Below are 17,272 nucleotides of genomic sequence, written 5' to 3' on the forward strand. Positions count from 1 at the left end.
CCAAGATAACGACAATGGATTTTGTAGGAGTGCATCGTGCGTAAGTTGACTCAATTGGTTCTCCTGGCAACCGTACTGGTAGCAGGTCCGGCGTTCGCCGACATGAAAATTGCTGTTCTGAACTATCAGATGGCTCTGCTGGAGTCCGACGCGGCCAAGAAATACGCCGTGGATGCCGAGAAGAAGTTCGGTCCTCAGCTGACCAAGCTCAAGTCGCTGGAAACCAGCGCCAAGGGCATTCAGGATCGCCTGATGGCCGGTGGCGACAAAATGCAGCAGGGCGAGCGCGAGCGTCTGGAGCTTGAATTCAAGCAAAAGGCCCGTGACTTCCAGTTCCAGTCCAAGGAGCTGAACGAAGCCAAAGCCGTTGCCGACCGTGAAATGCTGAAGCAGCTCAAGCCGAAACTGGACAGCGCTGTGGAAGAAGTCATCAAGAAAGGTGCTTTTGACCTGGTCTTCGAGCGTGGCGCAGTGATTGATGTCAAGCCTCAGTACGACATCACTCGCCAGGTTATCGAGCGCATGAATCAGCTGAAGTAACCCATGACCGTGACCATTAAGCTCGGCCAGCTGGCCGAGTTCCTCGGCGCCACGCTACGTGGCGACCCCGAGAAAGCAATTACTGGGCTAGCCACCTTGCAGGAGGCTGGCCCAGCTCAGTTGAGCTTTCTCGCAAACCCCCAATACCGCAAGTACCTGGCAGGCAGTCAGGCTGCAGCCCTGTTGCTCAAGGCCGCTGACGCCGAAGGTCATTGCGGGGATGTGCTGGTGGTACCGGATCCGTACGCAGCCTACGCGCGTGTTTCTCACCTGTTCGATCCCAAGCCCAAGGCGGCAGCCGGGATTCATCCGACGGCGGTGATCGCGGCGGATGCGGTTGTCGATCCAGCGGCGAGTATCGGCGCTTTTGTGGTGATCGAAAGCGGTGCGCAGGTTGCAGCCGGTACGACTGTCGGCGCGCATTGCTTCATTGGCGCTCGCAGCGTGGTGGGTGAGGGTGGCTGGCTCGCACCGCGGGTGACCTTGTATCACGACGTTCGCGTCGGCAAACGGGTTGTCATTCAGTCGGGTGCAGTGCTCGGCGGTGAAGGCTTCGGCTTTGCCAATGAAAAAGGTATCTGGCAGAAAATCGCCCAGATCGGTGGTGTGCTGATCGGCGATGATGTTGAAATCGGCGTGAACACGGCTATAGATCGCGGTGCGTTGGCCGATACGGTCATCGGTAACGGCGTGAAGCTCGATAACCAGATTCAGATTGCCCACAACGTTCAGGTGGGCGATCACACTGCCATGGCGGCGTGCGTCGGGATCTCCGGCAGTACCAAAATCGGCAAGCATTGCATGCTCGCCGGTGGCGTCGGGCTGGTGGGACACATCGACATTTGTGACAACGTTTTCATTACCGGGATGACCATGGTGACCCACTCGATTACCGAGCCAGGCGCCTATTCTTCCGGTACGGCTATGCAGCCGGCAGCCGAGTGGCGCAAAAGCGCGGCACGTATTCGTCAGCTCGATGACATCGCGCGGCGTCTGCGACAGCTGGAAAAGCAGGTAGGGGAAGTGACCCCTGACGGTAATGCTTCATCAGATGGCTGATACCATTTCCATATCAAGTGTGCACAGCCGCTAGACTGCCTCCTTGATTTGCTAGAGGAGTGCGCGTCAGTCGCGCGCTCCCAATCTTTACATAGGCTTCCCCCCGAAATGATGGACATCAACGAGATTCGCGAATACCTGCCTCACCGTTACCCGTTCCTGCTGGTGGACCGGGTAGTGGAGCTGGATGTTGAAGGCAAGCGCATTCGTGCCTACAAGAATGTCAGCATCAACGAACCGTTCTTCAATGGTCACTTCCCTGCGCATCCAATCATGCCGGGCGTATTGATCATCGAGGCAATGGCTCAGGCTGCCGGGATCCTTGGTTTCAAAATGCTCGACGTGAAACCGGCCGACGGCACCCTCTATTACTTCGTCGGTTCCGACAAGCTGCGCTTCCGCCAGCCGGTATTGCCGGGTGATCAGCTGATCCTTGAAGCCAAGTTCATCAGCTGCAAGCGTCAGATCTGGAAATTCGAATGCCAGGCTTCGGTCGATGGCAAGCCGGTCTGCTCGGCTGAAATCATCTGTGCGGAACGCAAACTATGAGTTTGATTGACCCTCGCGCAATCATCGATCCGACAGCCGTTCTGGCTGACGGCGTCGAGGTCGGCCCATGGTCGATCGTCGGCGCAGGTGTGGAAATCGGCGAGGGGACAGTCATCGGGCCGCACGTGATTCTCAAGGGCCCGACCCGAATCGGTAAGCACAATCGCATCTACCAGTTTTCCTCGGTGGGTGAAGACACGCCTGACCTGAAGTACAAGGGCGAGGAAACCCGCCTGGTGATTGGTGATCACAACATCATCCGTGAAGGCGTGACGATTCACCGTGGCACCATCCAGGACCGTTCGGAAACGACCCTGGGCGATCACAACCTGATCATGGCGTATGCCCACATCGGCCACGACAGCGTTATTGGCAACCACTGCATCCTGGTGAACAACACCGCTCTGGCGGGCCATGTGCATGTGGAAGACTGGGCAATCCTCTCCGGTTTTACCCTGGTTCACCAGTATTGCCACATTGGTGCCCACAGCTTTTCAGGCATGGGTACGGCGATCGGCAAGGATGTTCCTGCGTATGTCACGGTGTTCGGTAACCCTGCCGAAGCCCGTAGCATGAACTTCGAGGGCATGCGCCGTCGGGGTTTCAGCGAAGATGCGATCCACGCGCTACGTCGTGCCTACAAGGTGGTGTACCGCCAGGGCCTGACCGTGGAACAGGCGCTCGTCGAACTGGCCGAGCCTTCTGCGCAGTTCCCGGAAGTAGCGGTGTTCCGCGACTCCATCCAGTCTTCGACCCGCGGCATCACCCGCTAATCATGGCCAATCTGCGTATTGCGCTGGTAGCGGGTGAGGCTTCCGGTGACATTCTGGGTGCGGGTCTCATGCGCGCGCTCAAGGCTCGTCACCCTGCTGTCGAGTTCATCGGTGTCGGTGGTCCGTTGATGCAGGCTGAAGGCCTGACCTCGTATTTCCCGATGGAGCGTCTGTCCGTCATGGGCCTGGTGGAAGTGCTGGGCCGGTTGCGCGAGTTGCTGGCTCGGCGCAAAAAACTGGTCGCCGACCTGATCGAGGCGAAACCCGATGTGTTCATCGGTATCGACGCACCGGACTTCAACCTCAATATCGAACTCAAGCTGCGCCAGGCCAGGATCAAGACTGTGCATTACGTCAGCCCGTCGGTCTGGGCCTGGCGGCAGAAACGCGTGCTGAAGATTCGCGAAGGCTGCGACCTGATGCTCACGCTGTTCCCGTTCGAAGCCAGATTTTACGAAGAGAAAGGCGTGCCGGTGCGGTTCGTCGGCCATACCCTGGCCGATGCCATTCCACTCCAGGCCGATCGCGCTGCTGCGCGGGCCGAACTCGGTTTGCCCGACGGGCCGCTGGTGGCGTTGATGCCTGGCAGCCGTGGCGGTGAAGTTGGCCGGCTCGGTGCTTTGTTTCTCGATACAGCGCAGCGCCTGCGGGCAATGCGTCCGGGTGTGCGATTTGTCATGCCTTGCGCCAGTCCTCAACGCCGGACCCAGATCGAAGCATTGCTGGCCGGTCGCGATTTGCCACTGACCTTGCTCGATGGCAAATCCCATCTGGCCCTGGCCGCGTGCGATGCGGTGTTGATTGCCTCTGGTACCGCGACGCTTGAAGCGCTGCTGTACAAGCGACCGATGGTGGTCGCCTATCGCCTGGCGCCGCTGACGTTCTGGATTCTCAAGCGCATGGTGAAAAGCCCCTACATTTCGTTGCCGAACCTGTTGGCCCAGCGTCTGTTGGTGCCCGAGTTATTGCAAGACGACGCCACGGTTGAAGCGCTGGCCCAGACCTTGTCGCCGTTGATCGAGGGTGGGGAAGAGCAGACCCGCGGTTTTGACGAGATTCACCGGACCCTGCGTCTGGATGCCTCCAACCAGGCTGCGGACGCAGTGCTGAACCTGATCGGCCAAGTAAAATGAGTAAAACGAATATGCAGATGGGGCTGGATTTTACCTTGGTGGCTGAAATCGAAGAGTTGGTTGCCGGCGTCGATGAAGTTGGTCGCGGCCCGCTCTGTGGCGCGGTGGTGACAGCGGCGGTGATCCTCGATCCGAACCGCCCGATCCTTGGCCTGAACGACTCGAAGAAACTCACCGAAGCCCGCCGCGAAAAGCTCTACGACGAAATCTGCGAAAAAGCCCTGAGCTGGTGCATCGCGCGCGCCGAAGTCGAAGAAATCGACGAGCTGAATATCCTGCACGCCACCATGCTGGCCATGCAGCGCGCGGTCGCCGGGCTGCATGTCCAGCCGAAGCTGGCGATGATCGACGGCAACCGATGCCCGAAGCTGCCGATGCGCTCCGAGGCTGTGGTCAAGGGCGATAGCAAGGTTCCAGCCATCGCCGCCGCATCGATTCTGGCCAAGGTCAGCCGTGATCGTGAAATGGCTGCGTTCGAATTGATCTACCCGGGTTACGGCATCGGTGGGCATAAAGGCTACCCGACGCCCGTTCATCTGGAAGCGCTGGCACGGCTTGGGCCGACCCCGATTCATCGGCGTTCGTTTGCCCCGGTGCGGCTGGCATATGAGGCGCGGGAAGGTCTCACCGAGAGTTAGTCGCGAGGCTGATTTTTTTTACCAAGGCCCGGTACAATCCGGGCCTTGTTGTCTTCACGCTTACAGACAGGATCACTATGCCGGCTTCATTCGTTCACCTACGCCTGCACACTGAATACTCCCTGGTCGACGGTCTGGTGCGGATCAAACCGCTGGTCAAGACCCTGGTCGGCATGAACATGCCTGCCGTAGCGGTCACCGACCAGAACAACATGTGTTCCCTGGTCAAATTCTATAAAAACGCCATGGGTGCCGGGATCAAGCCGATCTGCGGTGCCGACCTGTGGCTGTCGAACAAGGATCCGGACAACCCGCTGAGCCGGATCAGCCTGCTGGTGATGAACGCCGAAGGCTATCGCAACCTTACCGAACTTATTTCCCGCGGCTTTATCGATGGTCAGCGCAATGGCGCGATCATCATCGAGCGCGAATGGGTTGCTGAAGCCAACTCGGGCTTGATCATGCTGTCGGCGGCCAAGGAAGGCGAGATCGGCCAGGCCATGCTCAGCGGAAACTCCGCCGAGGCCGAAACCCTGGCCCGCGAATGGATGGAAGTGTTTCCGGATCGTTTCTATCTGGAAATCCAGCGCACCAACCGCCCCAACGATGAAGAACAACTGCACGGCGCCGTGGCCCTGGCCGAGAAGCTCGGTGCGCCGCTGGTGGCGACCAACGATGTGCGCTTCATCAAGCAGGAAGACTTCGCCGCCCACGAAACCCGCGTTTGCATCGGCGAGGGCCGCGCCCTCGACGATCCGCGGCGTTCGAAGAATTACAGCGACCAGCAGTACCTCAAAAGCGCCGAGGAAATGGCCGAGCTGTTCAGCGACATTCCCGAGGCGCTGGAAAACACCGTCGAGATTGCCAAGCGCTGCAACATCGAAGTGAAGCTGGGCACGCACTTCCTGCCCAACTTCCCGATCCCCGATGGCATGACCATCGACGAGTACTTCCGCAAGGTGTCCTTCGACGGTCTGGAGGAGCGGCTTAGTGTACTGCTGCCCAAAGACACCACCGAAGACTACGAGGCCAAGCGTCAGGTCTATGTCGACCGGCTGAATTTCGAGCTGGATATCATCATCCAGATGGGGTTCCCCGGTTACTTCCTGATCGTGATGGACTTCATCCAGTGGGCCAAGAGCAACGGTGTACCCGTGGGCCCTGGCCGTGGATCGGGTGCCGGATCGCTGGTGGCCTACGTACAGAAGATCACCGACCTCGATCCGCTGGAATATGACCTGCTGTTCGAACGATTCCTCAACCCGGAACGGGTATCCATGCCCGACTTCGACGTCGACTTCTGCATGGACGGTCGTGACCGGGTAATCGACTACGTAGCCGAGAAGTACGGCCGCAACGCGGTAAGCCAGATCATCACCTTCGGTTCCATGGCGGCAAAGGCCGTGGTCCGCGACGTGGCGCGGGTGCAAGGCAAGTCCTATGGCCTGGCGGATCGTCTGTCGAAGATGATTCCGTTCGAAGTCGGCATGACCCTGGAAAAGGCCTACGAGCAGGAAGAGATCCTGCGCGACTTCATCAAGGTCGATGAAGAGGCCGCGGAAATCTGGGAGATGGCCCGCAAGCTCGAAGGCGTTGTGCGTAACGTCGGCAAGCACGCCGGTGGTGTGGTGATCGCGCCGACCAAGCTGACCGACTTCTCGCCGATCTATTGCGACGAAGCCGGTGATGGCCTGGTAACCCAGTTCGACAAGGATGACGTCGAGGCGGCTGGCCTTGTGAAGTTTGACTTCCTGGGTCTGCGGACCCTGACGATCATCGACTGGGCGCTGAAAACCATCAACCGTGACCGCGCCAAGGTCAACGAACCACCGCTGGATATCGCGTTCATCCCGCTGGATGACAAGCCGACCTACACCTTGCTGCAAAAAGCCGAAACCACGGCCGTGTTCCAGCTCGAATCCCGGGGCATGAAAGAGCTGATCAAAAAGCTCAAGCCCGACTGCCTGGAAGACTTGATCGCACTGGTGGCACTGTTCCGTCCGGGGCCGCTGCAATCGGGCATGGTGGACGACTTCATCAACCGTAAGCACGGCCGCGCCGAGCTGGCGTATCCGCACTCGGACTACCAGTACGAAGGCCTCAAGCCGGTACTGGCACCGACTTACGGCATCATCCTGTATCAGGAACAGGTGATGCAGATTGCCCAGGTCATGGCCGGTTACACCCTCGGTGGTGCGGACATGCTGCGTCGAGCCATGGGTAAGAAAAAACCCGAGGAAATGGCCAAGCAGCGTGGTGGCTTCATTGAAGGTTGCGCCACCAACAACATCGATGCGGACCTCGCCGGTAACATCTTCGACCTGGTAGAAAAATTCGCCGGTTACGGCTTCAACAAATCCCACTCCGCCGCCTATGGCCTGGTGTCGTACCAGACCGCGTGGCTGAAGGCGCACTACCCGGCGCCGTTCATGGCCGCGGTACTCTCGGCGGATATGCACAACACCGACAAGGTCGTGACCTTGATCGAAGAAGTGCGGACCATGAAGCTGCGTCTCGACGCGCCGGACGTGAACACCTCGGAGTTCAAGTTCACGGTGAACGACGAAGGCCGGATCATTTACGGCCTGGGCGCCATCAAGGGCGTGGGTGAGGGCCCGGTCGAGGCGATCACCGAAGCACGTCTGGCCGGTCCGTTCAAGGATCTGTTCGATTTCTGTGCCCGGGTCGACCTCAAGCGTATCAACAAGCGCACCCTCGACGGTTTGATCCGCAGCGGTGCCCTGGATCGCCTCGGGCCGTATTTCCACGACGAGCAGAAAGCCTACCAGGCCAACATCGACCGCAATCGCGCGGTGCTGCTGACCGCCATGGAGGAAGCGATCAAGGCGGCCGAACAGACCGCGCGCACCCAGGACAGCGGTCACTCCGACCTGTTTGGCGGTCTGTTCGTCGAAGAGGACGCCGACGTCTACGCCAATCACCGCAAGGCCAAGGAGCTGACCCTCAAGGAGCGCCTGAAAGGGGAAAAAGATACCCTCGGCCTGTACCTGACCGGTCACCCGATCGACGAATACGAAGGTGAAATCCGTCGCTTCGCCCGTCAGCGCATCATCGACCTGAAACCGGCGCGTGATACCCAGACTGTTGCCGGGATGATCATCGCCTTGCGGGTGATGAAGAACAAAAAGGGCGACAAGATGGGGTTTATCACCCTCGACGACCGCTCCGGACGGATCGAGGCCTCACTGTTTTCCGAGGCGTTCCATTCCGCGCAGTCGCTGTTGCAGACCGACGCGATGGTGGTGGTCGAGGGCGAGGTCAGCAATGACGACTTCTCCGGTGGCCTGAAGTTGCGAGTCAAGCGGGTGATGAGCATGGAGGATGCGCGCACCAACCTGGCCGAGAGCCTGCGCCTGAAGTTGCATGCCAAGGACCTCAAGGGCGATCAGCTACGCTGGCTGGGTGAACTGTTGAAGCGTCACCGCGGCGCGTGCCCGATCACCATGGACTACACCAGCCCCGATGCGAAGGCCTTGCTGCAATTCGGCGAAGGCTGGCGAATCGATCCGGCGGATGCGTTGATTCAAGCCCTGCGTGACCAGTTCGGGCGAGACAACGTCTTCCTCCAATACCGTTGACGGTCAGTGCTATCAGATTGCCCTGACCTTGACCTGAATTTTTAATCTCGACCTCAACGCGCCTGTCCCTTAAGGTAGGGCGCGAATAGACAACCGGCCGGCCCAAGAACCCTTGGGACTCGACCCAAGACGGACGCCTATGAACCCGAATTTTCTAGATTTCGAACAGCCGATCGCCGACCTGCAAGCCAAGATCGAAGAGTTGCGCTTGGTCGGTAATGACAATTCGCTGAATATCGGCGATGAGATCTCCCGCCTGCAGGACAAGAGCAAAACGCTGACCGAAGACATCTTCGGCAAGCTGACCAGCTGGCAGATCGCACGTCTGGCGCGTCACCCGAAACGTCCGTATACCCTGGACTACATCGAACACATCTTCACCGAGTTCGACGAACTGCACGGTGACCGTCACTTCTCCGACGACGCTGCCATCGTTGGCGGTATTGCCCGCCTGGATGACAAGCCGGTGATGATCATCGGTCACCAGAAAGGCCGTGAAGTGCGCGAGAAGGTTCGCCGCAACTTCGGCATGCCGCGTCCGGAAGGCTACCGCAAGGCTTGCCGCCTGATGGAAATGGCCGAACGTTTCAAAATGCCGATCCTGACCTTCATCGACACCCCGGGCGCTTACCCTGGCATCGACGCTGAAGAGCGTAACCAGAGCGAAGCAATTGCCTGGAACCTGCGTGTCATGGCCCGCCTGAAAACCCCAATCATCGCCACCGTGATCGGTGAGGGTGGTTCCGGTGGTGCATTGGCGATCGGTGTCTGCGATCAGTTGAACATGCTGCAATACTCGACCTACGCGGTGATCTCGCCGGAAGGTTGTGCTTCGATTCTGTGGAAAACCGCCGAGAAGGCACCGGATGCCGCAGAAGCGATGGGCATCACCGCCGAGCGCCTCAAAGGCCTGGGCATCGTGGACAAGGTGATTGGCGAGCCACTGGGCGGCGCGCACCGCGACCCGGCCACCGCAGCCGCATCGATCCGCGCCGAGCTGAGCTCGCAATTGGCGATGCTGAAGAAGTTCGATAACGATGCGCTGCTCAAGCGCCGCTACGATCGACTGATGAGCTACGGTCTCTAACTGACCTCGGCTTTAATGTGGGAGCGGGCTTGCTCGCGAAAGCGGTATAACAGTCAACCGGTATGTTGAATGTTCAGCCGCCTTCGCGAGCAAGCCCGCTCCCACATTTGGTTTGTGCTGAGTGATTGATATGAGCCATCCCATGAACGATCTTCCTGCCAGGCTTCTGCTGAGCTTGAACCCTTGGCGCAACGTTCCGACCTGGCACATCGCCTTCTCCGGCGGCCTGGACTCTACCGTCCTGCTGCACCTTCTTGCACACCTCGCAAAAACCGAATCCCTGCCGGCGCTCAACGCCATCCATGTCCATCACGGCCTTCAAGCCGTGGCCGATGCGTGGCCGGAACATTGTCGTGCCGTGTGCGCTGCGCTGGGCGTGCCGCTGCAAGTGGTTCGCGTGCAGGTGCAACCGGGTGCCAGCCTTGAACGTGCAGCTCGGGATGCGCGGTATCACGCCTTCACTGAAACCGTTCAGGCCAACGAAGTGCTGCTGACTGCCCAGCACCGCGACGATCAGGCGGAAACCCTGTTGTTTCGCTTGTTGCGCGGAGCGGGCGTGCGCGGATTGTCCGGGATGCCGCGTCAGCGCCCGTTGGGCAAGGGGCATCTGCTGCGGCCATTGCTTGATGTCACGCGGGCTGAACTGGAGGCTTATGCCAGTGCGCATGGCTTGAGCTGGATCGAAGATCCCTCGAACCAGGATCGGCAGTACTCGCGCAATTACCTGCGGCATCAAGTCATGCCCGTGCTGATCCAGCGCTGGCCGCAAGCGGTTGCAACCATGGCCCGCAGCGCGGCGCATTTGACTGAAGCGCAGGGGCTGCTCGAAGAACTGGCGGACATGGATTTGCGTGAGGCCAGCTCTGCCAGTGAGTTTGCCTGGCTGGGCTTGCGATCCCTTGAACTGGCGCCGCTTGCGCAATTGTCTGATGCCCGGCAGCACAATGCCTTGAGTCATTGGCTCGAACCGCTCACCCGCCTGCCGGACACTGACCATTGGTCGGGTTGGGAGGATTTGCGCGACGCTACCGGCGATGCCTGCCCGGTGTGGCGGCTGGCCGATGGCGAACTGCACCGTGCAGGCGGACGCATCTGGTGGCTGTCCGGTTGCTGGCTGCGCACTGTGCCTTCTGCTGGAGCGTGGCAAAGTCCAGCATCGCCGCTGATATTGCCGGATAACGGTGTACTGAGTGTCACCGGCCAAATCCCCGATGGCCCGCTGCATATCCGCTATCGTGAAGGGGGAGAGGTCATGGCATTGCCAGGCCGCGGCCATCGGGACCTGAAACGTTTGCTCAATGAAAGCGCTGTACCGTCCTTCGTACGCGGCAGATTGCCGCTGCTCTACAAAGACGGGCAATTGCTGGCGGTAGCGAACCTCAAGGGGCTCGATGGTGGTGCGCTCGGCGACTGGCATTTGCATTGGCAGCCACTGAACGAAGATCAAGGTTTGAGCTGAAAGGGGCTTTCCGGTAGACTACGCTCCCTTCTTGATACAACTTCTGTGGATTCGCCTGAATTGCAGGAGTTGCCGATTACCAAGCAGTCTTTGCTGGGCGATTCCAAAAAATGTGTAGCGAGCAACGAACCGGTGTTTCATTTTCCGGTCTGTCCCAACGCGGCGGTTTTTTCGAAAGGTGCACTGTGATTAATGCAGGTGATCGGGGGCTTCGGCCTTCCTTCGCTTTCCCCGGCGGCTCGGACCGCTTTAACGCAGACTTCTAGGGTTTTTCATGACGCGCTACATATTCGTCACGGGCGGTGTTGTTTCTTCATTGGGGAAAGGCATTGCATCGGCATCATTGGCGGCCATCCTGGAGGCGCGGGGACTTAAGGTCACCATGCTGAAGCTGGACCCGTACATCAACGTCGACCCGGGCACCATGAGCCCGTTCCAGCACGGTGAAGTGTTCGTCACTCACGACGGCGCCGAGACCGACCTGGACCTGGGCCACTACGAGCGGTTCATCCGCACGACCATGACCCAGAACAACAACTTCACCACTGGCCGTGTCTACGAACACGTCCTGCGCAAGGAGCGCCGTGGTGACTACCTGGGTGCAACCATCCAGGTGATCCCGCACATCACCGACGAAATCAAGCGCCGCATCATCAAGGGTGCCGGCGACGCTGACGTGGCAATGGTCGAGATCGGTGGCACCGTGGGTGACATCGAGTCGCAACCGTTCCTCGAGGCCATCCGCCAGCTGCGTTTCGAAGTCGGCGCCAAACGCGCGATGCTGATGCACCTGACACTGGTGCCGTACATCGCCACTGCCGGCGAAACCAAGACCAAGCCAACCCAGCACTCGGTGAAGGAACTGCGTTCCATCGGCCTGCAACCAGACGTGCTGGTCTGCCGCTCCGACCACCCGATCGATGTGTCGTCGCGTCGCAAGATCGCGCAGTTCACCAACGTTGAAGAACGTGCGGTGATCGCGCTGGAAGACGCCGACACCATCTACAAAATCCCGGGCATCCTGCATTCCCAGGGCCTGGACGATTTCGTCGTCGAGCGTTTCGGCCTGCAATGCGGCGGTGCCGATCTGTCCGAGTGGGAAGCCGTGGTCGACGCCAAGCTCAATCCTGAGCACGAAGTCACCATCGCCATGGTCGGCAAGTACATGGAACTGCTGGACGCCTACAAGTCGCTGATCGAAGCGATGAGTCACGCCGGCATCAGCAACCGTACCAAGGTCAACCTGCGCTACATCGATTCCGAAGACATCGAGAACCAGGGCACCGCGCTGCTGGAAGGCGTCGATGCCATCCTGGTACCTGGCGGCTTCGGTCTGCGTGGCGTTGAAGGCAAGATCACTGCCGTTCAATACGCTCGCGAAAACAAGGTTCCATACCTGGGTATCTGCCTGGGCATGCAAGTGGCCGTTATCGAGTTCGCACGTAACGTGATGGGCTGGAAAGACGCCAACTCCACCGAGTTCGATCGTGCAAGCGGTCACCCGGTCGTGGGCCTGATCACCGAGTGGGAAGATGCCACCGGCGCTGTCGAAACCCGTACCGAAACCTCCGATCTGGGCGGCACCATGCGCCTGGGTGCGCAGGATTGCCTGCTGGAGCCGGGTTCCCTGGTACACGGTTGCTACGGCAAGGACGTGATTGTCGAGCGTCATCGTCATCGCTACGAAGTGAACAACAACCTGCTGCCGCAAATCATGGAAGCCGGTTTGAAAATCTCCGGTCGTTCCGGTGATGGCGCACTGGTTGAAGTGGTTGAAGCTCCGGATCACCCATGGTTCGTCGCTTGCCAGTTCCACCCTGAGTTCACCTCGACGCCACGCGACGGTCACCCGCTGTTCAGCGGTTTCGTCAAGGCAGCGTTGGTTCAACACCAGAAGAAGGCGTAACCCCGATGGCACAGAAGATCATCCGCGTCGGCGACATCGAGATTGCCAACGACAAACCCATGGTGCTGTTCGGCGGCATGAACGTGCTGGAAAGTCGTGACATGGCCATGCAGGTTTGCGAAGAGTATGTGAAGGTCACCGAAAAGCTCGGTATCCCTTACGTGTTCAAGGCCAGTTTCGACAAGGCCAACCGCTCTTCTGTGACCTCCTATCGTGGTCCTGGCCTGGAAGAAGGCATGCGCATCTTCCAGGACATCAAGCAAGCCTTCGGCGTGCCGATCATCACCGACGTCCACGAGCCTGATCAGGCCGCGGTCGTCGCTGAAGTCTGCGACATCATCCAGTTGCCAGCCTTCCTGTCGCGCCAGACCGACCTCGTGGTCGCGATGGCCAAAACGGGCGCTGTGATCAACATCAAGAAAGCCCAGTTCCTCGCCCCTCAGGAAATGAAGCACATCCTGAACAAGTGCGTGGAAGCGGGTAACGATCAGTTGATCCTCTGCGAGCGTGGTTCGAGCTTCGGCTACAACAACCTGGTCGTCGACATGCTCGGCTTCGGCATCATGAAGCAGTTCGAATACCCGGTGTTCTTCGACGTGACCCACGCGCTGCAAATGCCTGGTGGTCGCTCCGATTCCGCCGGCGGTCGTCGCGCCCAGGTCCTCGATCTGGCAAAAGCCGGCATGAGCCAGTCCCTGGCTGGCTTGTTCCTCGAAGCTCACCCGGATCCGGACAACGCCAAATGCGACGGTCCTTGCGCCTTGCGCCTGGACAAACTGGAGCCATTCCTGGCCCAGCTCAAGGCTTTGGACGAACTGGTGAAGAGTTTTCCGACGGTAGAAACCGCGTAATCCTCAATTCTCCGGTAAAGTACCGCACGATTTAACGCTCGGGCCCTCGGGCCTGAGCCTTGTCGTCTGCAAGACTGCCCGCTGCACCCACTTGCCGACGATCAAAGATTTCCTACAGCTGCGTCGTTTTCGTCAACTTTGGAGTGTTTACAACAATGGCTAAAATCGTCGACATCAAAGGTCGTGAAGTTCTCGACTCCCGTGGCAATCCCACCGTGGAAGCGGACGTGCTTCTCGACAACGGCATCATCGGCAGTGCCTGCGCGCCGTCCGGTGCTTCCACTGGCTCGCGTGAAGCGCTCGAGCTGCGTGATGGCGACAAGAGCCGTTACCTGGGCAAGGGCGTCCTGAAGGCCGTAGCCAACATCAACGGTCCGATCCGCGACCTGTTGAAAGGCATGGACCCAAGCGACCAGAAAGCGCTCGATCTGGCAATGATCAAGCTCGACGGTACTGAAAACAAAGGTTCCCTGGGCGCCAACGCGATCCTCGCCGTTTCCCTGGCCGCGGCCAAGGCAGCAGCACAGGACCAGGACCTGCCGCTGTACGCTCATATCGCCAACCTGAACGGCACCCCGGGTGTCTACTCGATGCCGGTTCCGATGATGAACATCATCAACGGCGGCGAGCACGCCGATAACAACGTCGACATCCAGGAATTCATGGTTCAGCCGGTTGGCGCCAAGTCTTTCTCGGAAGGCCTGCGCATGGGCACCGAGATTTTCCACCACCTCAAGGCTGTACTGAAGGCCCGTGGCCTGAGCACTGCCGTGGGTGACGAAGGTGGTTTCGCACCGAATCTGGCGTCCAACGAAGACGCTTTGAAAGTGATCTCCGAAGCCGTGGCCAACGCCGGTTACAAGCTGGGCACCGACGTGACCCTGGCCCTGGACTGCGCGGCCAGCGAATTCTACGAAGACGGCAAGTACAACCTGTCCGGCGAAGGCCAGGTGTTCACCGCTGAAGGTTTCGCCGATTACCTGAAAGGTCTGACCGAGCGTTACCCGATCATCTCCATCGAAGATGGCCTGGACGAGTCCGACTGGGCTGGCTGGAAGATCCTCACCGACAAGATCGGCGAGAAGACCCAACTGGTAGGCGACGACCTGTTCGTGACCAACACCAAGATCCTGAAAGAAGGCATCGACAAGAAGATCGCCAACTCGATCCTGATCAAGTTCAACCAGATCGGTACCCTGACCGAAACCCTGGAAGCCATCCAGATGGCCAAGGCTGCTGGTTACACTGCCGTGATCTCGCACCGCTCCGGCGAAACCGAAGACTCGACCATTGCCGACCTGGCCGTGGGCACCTCGGCTGGCCAGATCAAGACCGGCTCCCTGTGCCGTTCCGACCGCGTTTCCAAGTACAACCAACTGCTGCGTATCGAAGAGCAGTTGAACGGCAAAGCCAAGTACAACGGTCGCAGCGAGTTCCGCGGTTAAGCGGTAACTGGTAAAAAGACACCGGATTGTGTCGAAAAAATCGCTATAGCGACGTTTTTGCCACTAATCTGATGCCTTATATGCACAAGCCTGGTTCTTCCAGGCTTCGTGCTATCAGAAGCTTCACGTTTTGGCATGGCTGTCTTTTTTCACTGGATACCTGATATTCGATGCGCAGTCCCAATTGGTTGTTCCTCGTCTTGCTCCTGCTGCTGGCTGGCCTGCAGTACCGCCTGTGGGTGGGTAATGGCAGCCTGGCGCAAGTGGCCGAGTTGACTCAGCAGATTGCGGATCAGCAGGCTGAGAACCAGGCATTGCTGGAACGCAATCGGGTGATGGACGCCGAAGTCAGTGAATTGAAAAAGGGCATGGAGACCGTCGAAGAGCGGGCTCGCCATGAGTTGGGCATGGTCAAGGACGGTGAAACCCTTTACCAGTTGGCCCAATGATTAATTCGTTACCGGCCTTCTGGGCCGTGATTCCTGCCGCGGGCGTCGGTGCCCGTATGGCTGCGGACCGTCCCAAGCAGTATCTGCAGCTGGGCGGGCGCACTATTCTCGAACACAGCCTTGGCTGTTTCCTTGATCATCCATGCCTGAAAGGGTTGGTGGTCAGTCTTGCTGTTGATGATCCTTATTGGCCGAACCTGGCGTGTGCCAGTGATCCGCGTATTGCCCGGGTCGAGGGCGGCGCCGAACGTTCCGGGTCGGTGCTCAATGCGTTGCTGCACTTGCATGCGCAGGGCGCCGACGATGAGGATTGGGTACTGGTTCACGATGCCGCACGGCCGAACCTCAGTCGTGACGATCTGGACAAGCTGCTGGCTGAACTGGCTGACGATCCCGTTGGCGGACTGCTGGCGGTTCCGGCGCGGGATACGCTCAAGCGAGTCGACAAACACGGTCGCGTGGTCGAAACCGTGGATCGCAGCGTGATCTGGCAGGCCTACACGCCGCAGATGTTCCGCCTTGGGGCGCTGCATCGGGCTTTGGCTGACAGTCTGGTGGCCGATGCCGTTATTACCGACGAAGCCTCGGCGATGGAGTGGGCCGGTTCGGCACCGCGCCTGATCGAAGGGCGGTCCGACAACCTCAAGGTCACGCGTCCTGAAGACCTCGAGTGGTTAAGACAGCGTTGGGCTAATCGCCGCTGATTGACCTTGGTTCTATGTTGTCCCCAATCGCGAGCAAGCTCGCTCCCACAGGGTTCAATAGTGTTCCCAGGATTTTTGGTCGACTCGAACCACTGTGGGAGCGAGCTTGCTCGCGATGGCGGTAGTCTGGGCACCGGTATCTTGCTGACACGCCAGCTAGCTTCGATACTCCGGCCTTTGAGCCAACCCCTCCTTTAAAAAGTCCACCAACTTGCGCACCTTCGGCGACAGATGCCGCTGCTGAGGATACAGCGCCCAAACCGCCGTGTTCGGTGGTTGATGCGCTTCCAGCAATGAAATCAACGCGCCGCTATTCAAATGCTCCAGCACGTAATAGTCCGGCAACTGACACAGCCCTACGCCTTGCAGCGCGGCATCCAGCACCGCTTGCCCACTGTTGCAGCGCCAGTTTCCCTGCACCCTCTGCGAAAACTCCCTCCCGTTCTGTTCCAGTTGCCAGAGGTCCGAACTGCCGATCAGGCAGTTGTGGCGGCTCAGCTCCGACAGGCTGTGCGGGCGACCGTAGCGTTCAAGGTAGGAAGGCGATGCACAGAGAAACATACGCCGCGGCGCGAGGCGGGTGGCGACTAGCCGTGAATCCTGCAAGCGCCCGAGGCGAATCGCCAGATCCAGGCCTTCGTGCACGAGGTCAAGCTGGCGATTGCTCAGTTCGATGTCGATGCGCAGTTGCGGATATAGCCCCATGAAACGGGTCACCAGCGGCACGATGAACCGTTCGCCGTAAGCCACGGCGCAGGTCATGCGCAGCATGCCCTTGGGTTCGCTGGTCAGGTCGCCGACCGCGCGCAGCGCTTCTTCGCGACCATCCTGCAAACGCTGGCAATGTTGCAGGAAGGTTTGCCCGGCCTCGGTCAGCGTGACCCGACGGGTACTGCGGTAGAGCAAACGAGTCTGCAAACGCTCTTCCAGGCGTACAATTTGTCGACTGATATGGGAAGAAGAAACCCCCAGGCGTTGCGCAGCAGCGGTGAACTGGCTGCATTCGGCAACCGCGACAAACTCGTCGATCCCTTCCCAGCGATTTTCGGACATCAATGATTATCCCTGTGCAGCAATAAT

The 17,272-nt window shown here is 59.3% G+C and carries 15 protein-coding genes; 14 read left to right on the plus strand and 1 reads right to left on the minus strand.

Features of this window, described 5'->3' with window-relative positions:
- Positions 1–36: 36 nt before the first annotated feature.
- The 14 genes from AC3IT9_RS05825 (at position 37) to ispD (ending at position 16,192) form a co-directional block, all read left to right on the plus strand.
- Positions 37–540 (plus strand): OmpH/Skp family outer membrane protein, encoded by a 504-nt coding sequence (locus AC3IT9_RS05825; RefSeq protein ID WP_150727682.1) that lies wholly within the window; start codon positions 37–39, stop codon positions 538–540.
- A 3-nt stretch (positions 541–543) separates the two neighbouring features.
- Positions 544–1,599, plus strand: a complete 1,056-nt coding sequence (gene lpxD, locus AC3IT9_RS05830; RefSeq protein WP_489272372.1) for a UDP-3-O-(3-hydroxymyristoyl)glucosamine N-acyltransferase — start codon at positions 544–546, stop codon at positions 1,597–1,599.
- 108 nt (positions 1,600–1,707) lie between these two features.
- Positions 1,708–2,148 (plus strand): 3-hydroxyacyl-ACP dehydratase FabZ, encoded by a 441-nt coding sequence (gene fabZ / locus AC3IT9_RS05835; RefSeq protein WP_007978374.1) that lies wholly within the window; start codon positions 1,708–1,710, stop codon positions 2,146–2,148.
- Positions 2,145–2,921, plus strand: a complete 777-nt coding sequence (lpxA, locus tag AC3IT9_RS05840) for an acyl-ACP--UDP-N-acetylglucosamine O-acyltransferase (RefSeq protein ID WP_150727680.1) — start codon at positions 2,145–2,147, stop codon at positions 2,919–2,921. The genes fabZ and lpxA overlap by 4 nt, the downstream gene beginning before the upstream one ends.
- Positions 2,922–2,923: 2 nt before the next feature.
- Positions 2,924–4,054 carry a lipid-A-disaccharide synthase gene (gene lpxB / locus AC3IT9_RS05845; protein WP_489272374.1) on the plus strand — a complete coding sequence of 377 codons (1,131 nt, stop codon included), beginning with the start codon at positions 2,924–2,926 and terminating at the stop codon, positions 4,052–4,054.
- A gap of 11 nt (positions 4,055–4,065) precedes the next feature.
- On the plus strand, positions 4,066–4,692 hold the full coding sequence (gene rnhB, locus AC3IT9_RS05850) for a ribonuclease HII (protein WP_150757396.1): 627 nt from the start codon (positions 4,066–4,068) through the stop codon (positions 4,690–4,692).
- A gap of 77 nt (positions 4,693–4,769) precedes the next feature.
- Positions 4,770–8,291 carry a DNA polymerase III subunit alpha gene (dnaE, locus tag AC3IT9_RS05855; RefSeq protein ID WP_489272375.1) on the plus strand — a complete coding sequence of 1,174 codons (3,522 nt, stop codon included), beginning with the start codon at positions 4,770–4,772 and terminating at the stop codon, positions 8,289–8,291.
- A 139-nt stretch (positions 8,292–8,430) separates the two neighbouring features.
- Positions 8,431–9,378 carry an acetyl-CoA carboxylase carboxyltransferase subunit alpha gene (locus AC3IT9_RS05860; RefSeq protein ID WP_150718431.1) on the plus strand — a complete coding sequence of 316 codons (948 nt, stop codon included), beginning with the start codon at positions 8,431–8,433 and terminating at the stop codon, positions 9,376–9,378.
- 130 nt (positions 9,379–9,508) lie between these two features.
- The gene (tilS, locus tag AC3IT9_RS05865) at positions 9,509–10,837 is read left to right on the plus strand and encodes a tRNA lysidine(34) synthetase TilS (RefSeq protein WP_489272376.1); all 1,329 of its coding nucleotides are present in this window, start codon (positions 9,509–9,511) and stop codon (positions 10,835–10,837) included.
- Between the two features lie 274 nt (positions 10,838–11,111).
- Positions 11,112–12,743: a CTP synthase gene (gene pyrG / locus AC3IT9_RS05870; protein ID WP_150727676.1), complete on the plus strand. Its 1,632-nt coding sequence runs from the start codon at positions 11,112–11,114 to the stop codon at positions 12,741–12,743.
- A gap of 5 nt (positions 12,744–12,748) precedes the next feature.
- Positions 12,749–13,594, plus strand: a complete 846-nt coding sequence (kdsA, locus tag AC3IT9_RS05875) for a 3-deoxy-8-phosphooctulonate synthase (protein WP_056720954.1) — start codon at positions 12,749–12,751, stop codon at positions 13,592–13,594.
- Between the two features lie 155 nt (positions 13,595–13,749).
- The gene (eno, locus tag AC3IT9_RS05880; protein ID WP_056720952.1) at positions 13,750–15,039 is read left to right on the plus strand and encodes a phosphopyruvate hydratase; all 1,290 of its coding nucleotides are present in this window, start codon (positions 13,750–13,752) and stop codon (positions 15,037–15,039) included.
- Positions 15,040–15,209: 170 nt separating this feature from the next.
- Positions 15,210–15,488 (plus strand): cell division protein FtsB, encoded by a 279-nt coding sequence (ftsB, locus tag AC3IT9_RS05885; RefSeq protein ID WP_007996937.1) that lies wholly within the window; start codon positions 15,210–15,212, stop codon positions 15,486–15,488.
- The gene (gene ispD, locus AC3IT9_RS05890) at positions 15,485–16,192 is read left to right on the plus strand and encodes a 2-C-methyl-D-erythritol 4-phosphate cytidylyltransferase (protein ID WP_489272379.1); all 708 of its coding nucleotides are present in this window, start codon (positions 15,485–15,487) and stop codon (positions 16,190–16,192) included. The genes ftsB and ispD overlap by 4 nt, the downstream gene beginning before the upstream one ends.
- A gap of 156 nt (positions 16,193–16,348) precedes the next feature.
- Here the strand turns inward: ispD and AC3IT9_RS05895 are convergent, their stop codons facing one another.
- Positions 16,349–17,245 (minus strand): LysR family transcriptional regulator, encoded by an 897-nt coding sequence (locus tag AC3IT9_RS05895; protein ID WP_489272381.1) that lies wholly within the window; start codon positions 17,243–17,245, stop codon positions 16,349–16,351.
- Between the last annotated feature and the right edge of the window lie 27 nt (positions 17,246–17,272).

This window comes from Pseudomonas sp. KH_046_1 (assembly GCF_057839025.1).

What these genes read in the sequence shown, in the direction of transcription:
- lpxD (WP_489272372.1), top strand. Translation starts at nt 544, where the DNA reads ATGACCGTGACCATTAAGCTCGGCCAGCTGGCCGAGTTCCTCGGCGCC.
- fabZ (WP_007978374.1), top strand. Translation starts at nt 1,708, where the DNA reads ATGATGGACATCAACGAGATTCGCGAATACCTGCCTCACCGTTACCCG.
- lpxA (WP_150727680.1), top strand. Translation starts at nt 2,145, where the DNA reads ATGAGTTTGATTGACCCTCGCGCAATCATCGATCCGACAGCCGTTCTG.
- lpxB (WP_489272374.1), top strand. Translation starts at nt 2,924, where the DNA reads ATGGCCAATCTGCGTATTGCGCTGGTAGCGGGTGAGGCTTCCGGTGAC.
- rnhB (WP_150757396.1), top strand. Translation starts at nt 4,066, where the DNA reads ATGCAGATGGGGCTGGATTTTACCTTGGTGGCTGAAATCGAAGAGTTG.
- dnaE (WP_489272375.1), top strand. Translation starts at nt 4,770, where the DNA reads ATGCCGGCTTCATTCGTTCACCTACGCCTGCACACTGAATACTCCCTG.
- AC3IT9_RS05860 (WP_150718431.1), top strand. Translation starts at nt 8,431, where the DNA reads ATGAACCCGAATTTTCTAGATTTCGAACAGCCGATCGCCGACCTGCAA.
- tilS (WP_489272376.1), top strand. Translation starts at nt 9,509, where the DNA reads ATGAGCCATCCCATGAACGATCTTCCTGCCAGGCTTCTGCTGAGCTTG.
- pyrG (WP_150727676.1), top strand. Translation starts at nt 11,112, where the DNA reads ATGACGCGCTACATATTCGTCACGGGCGGTGTTGTTTCTTCATTGGGG.
- kdsA (WP_056720954.1), top strand. Translation starts at nt 12,749, where the DNA reads ATGGCACAGAAGATCATCCGCGTCGGCGACATCGAGATTGCCAACGAC.
- eno (WP_056720952.1), top strand. Translation starts at nt 13,750, where the DNA reads ATGGCTAAAATCGTCGACATCAAAGGTCGTGAAGTTCTCGACTCCCGT.
- ftsB (WP_007996937.1), top strand. Translation starts at nt 15,210, where the DNA reads ATGCGCAGTCCCAATTGGTTGTTCCTCGTCTTGCTCCTGCTGCTGGCT.
- ispD (WP_489272379.1), top strand. Translation starts at nt 15,485, where the DNA reads ATGATTAATTCGTTACCGGCCTTCTGGGCCGTGATTCCTGCCGCGGGC.
- AC3IT9_RS05895 (WP_489272381.1), bottom strand. Translation starts at nt 17,245, where the DNA reads ATGTCCGAAAATCGCTGGGAAGGGATCGACGAGTTTGTCGCGGTTGCC.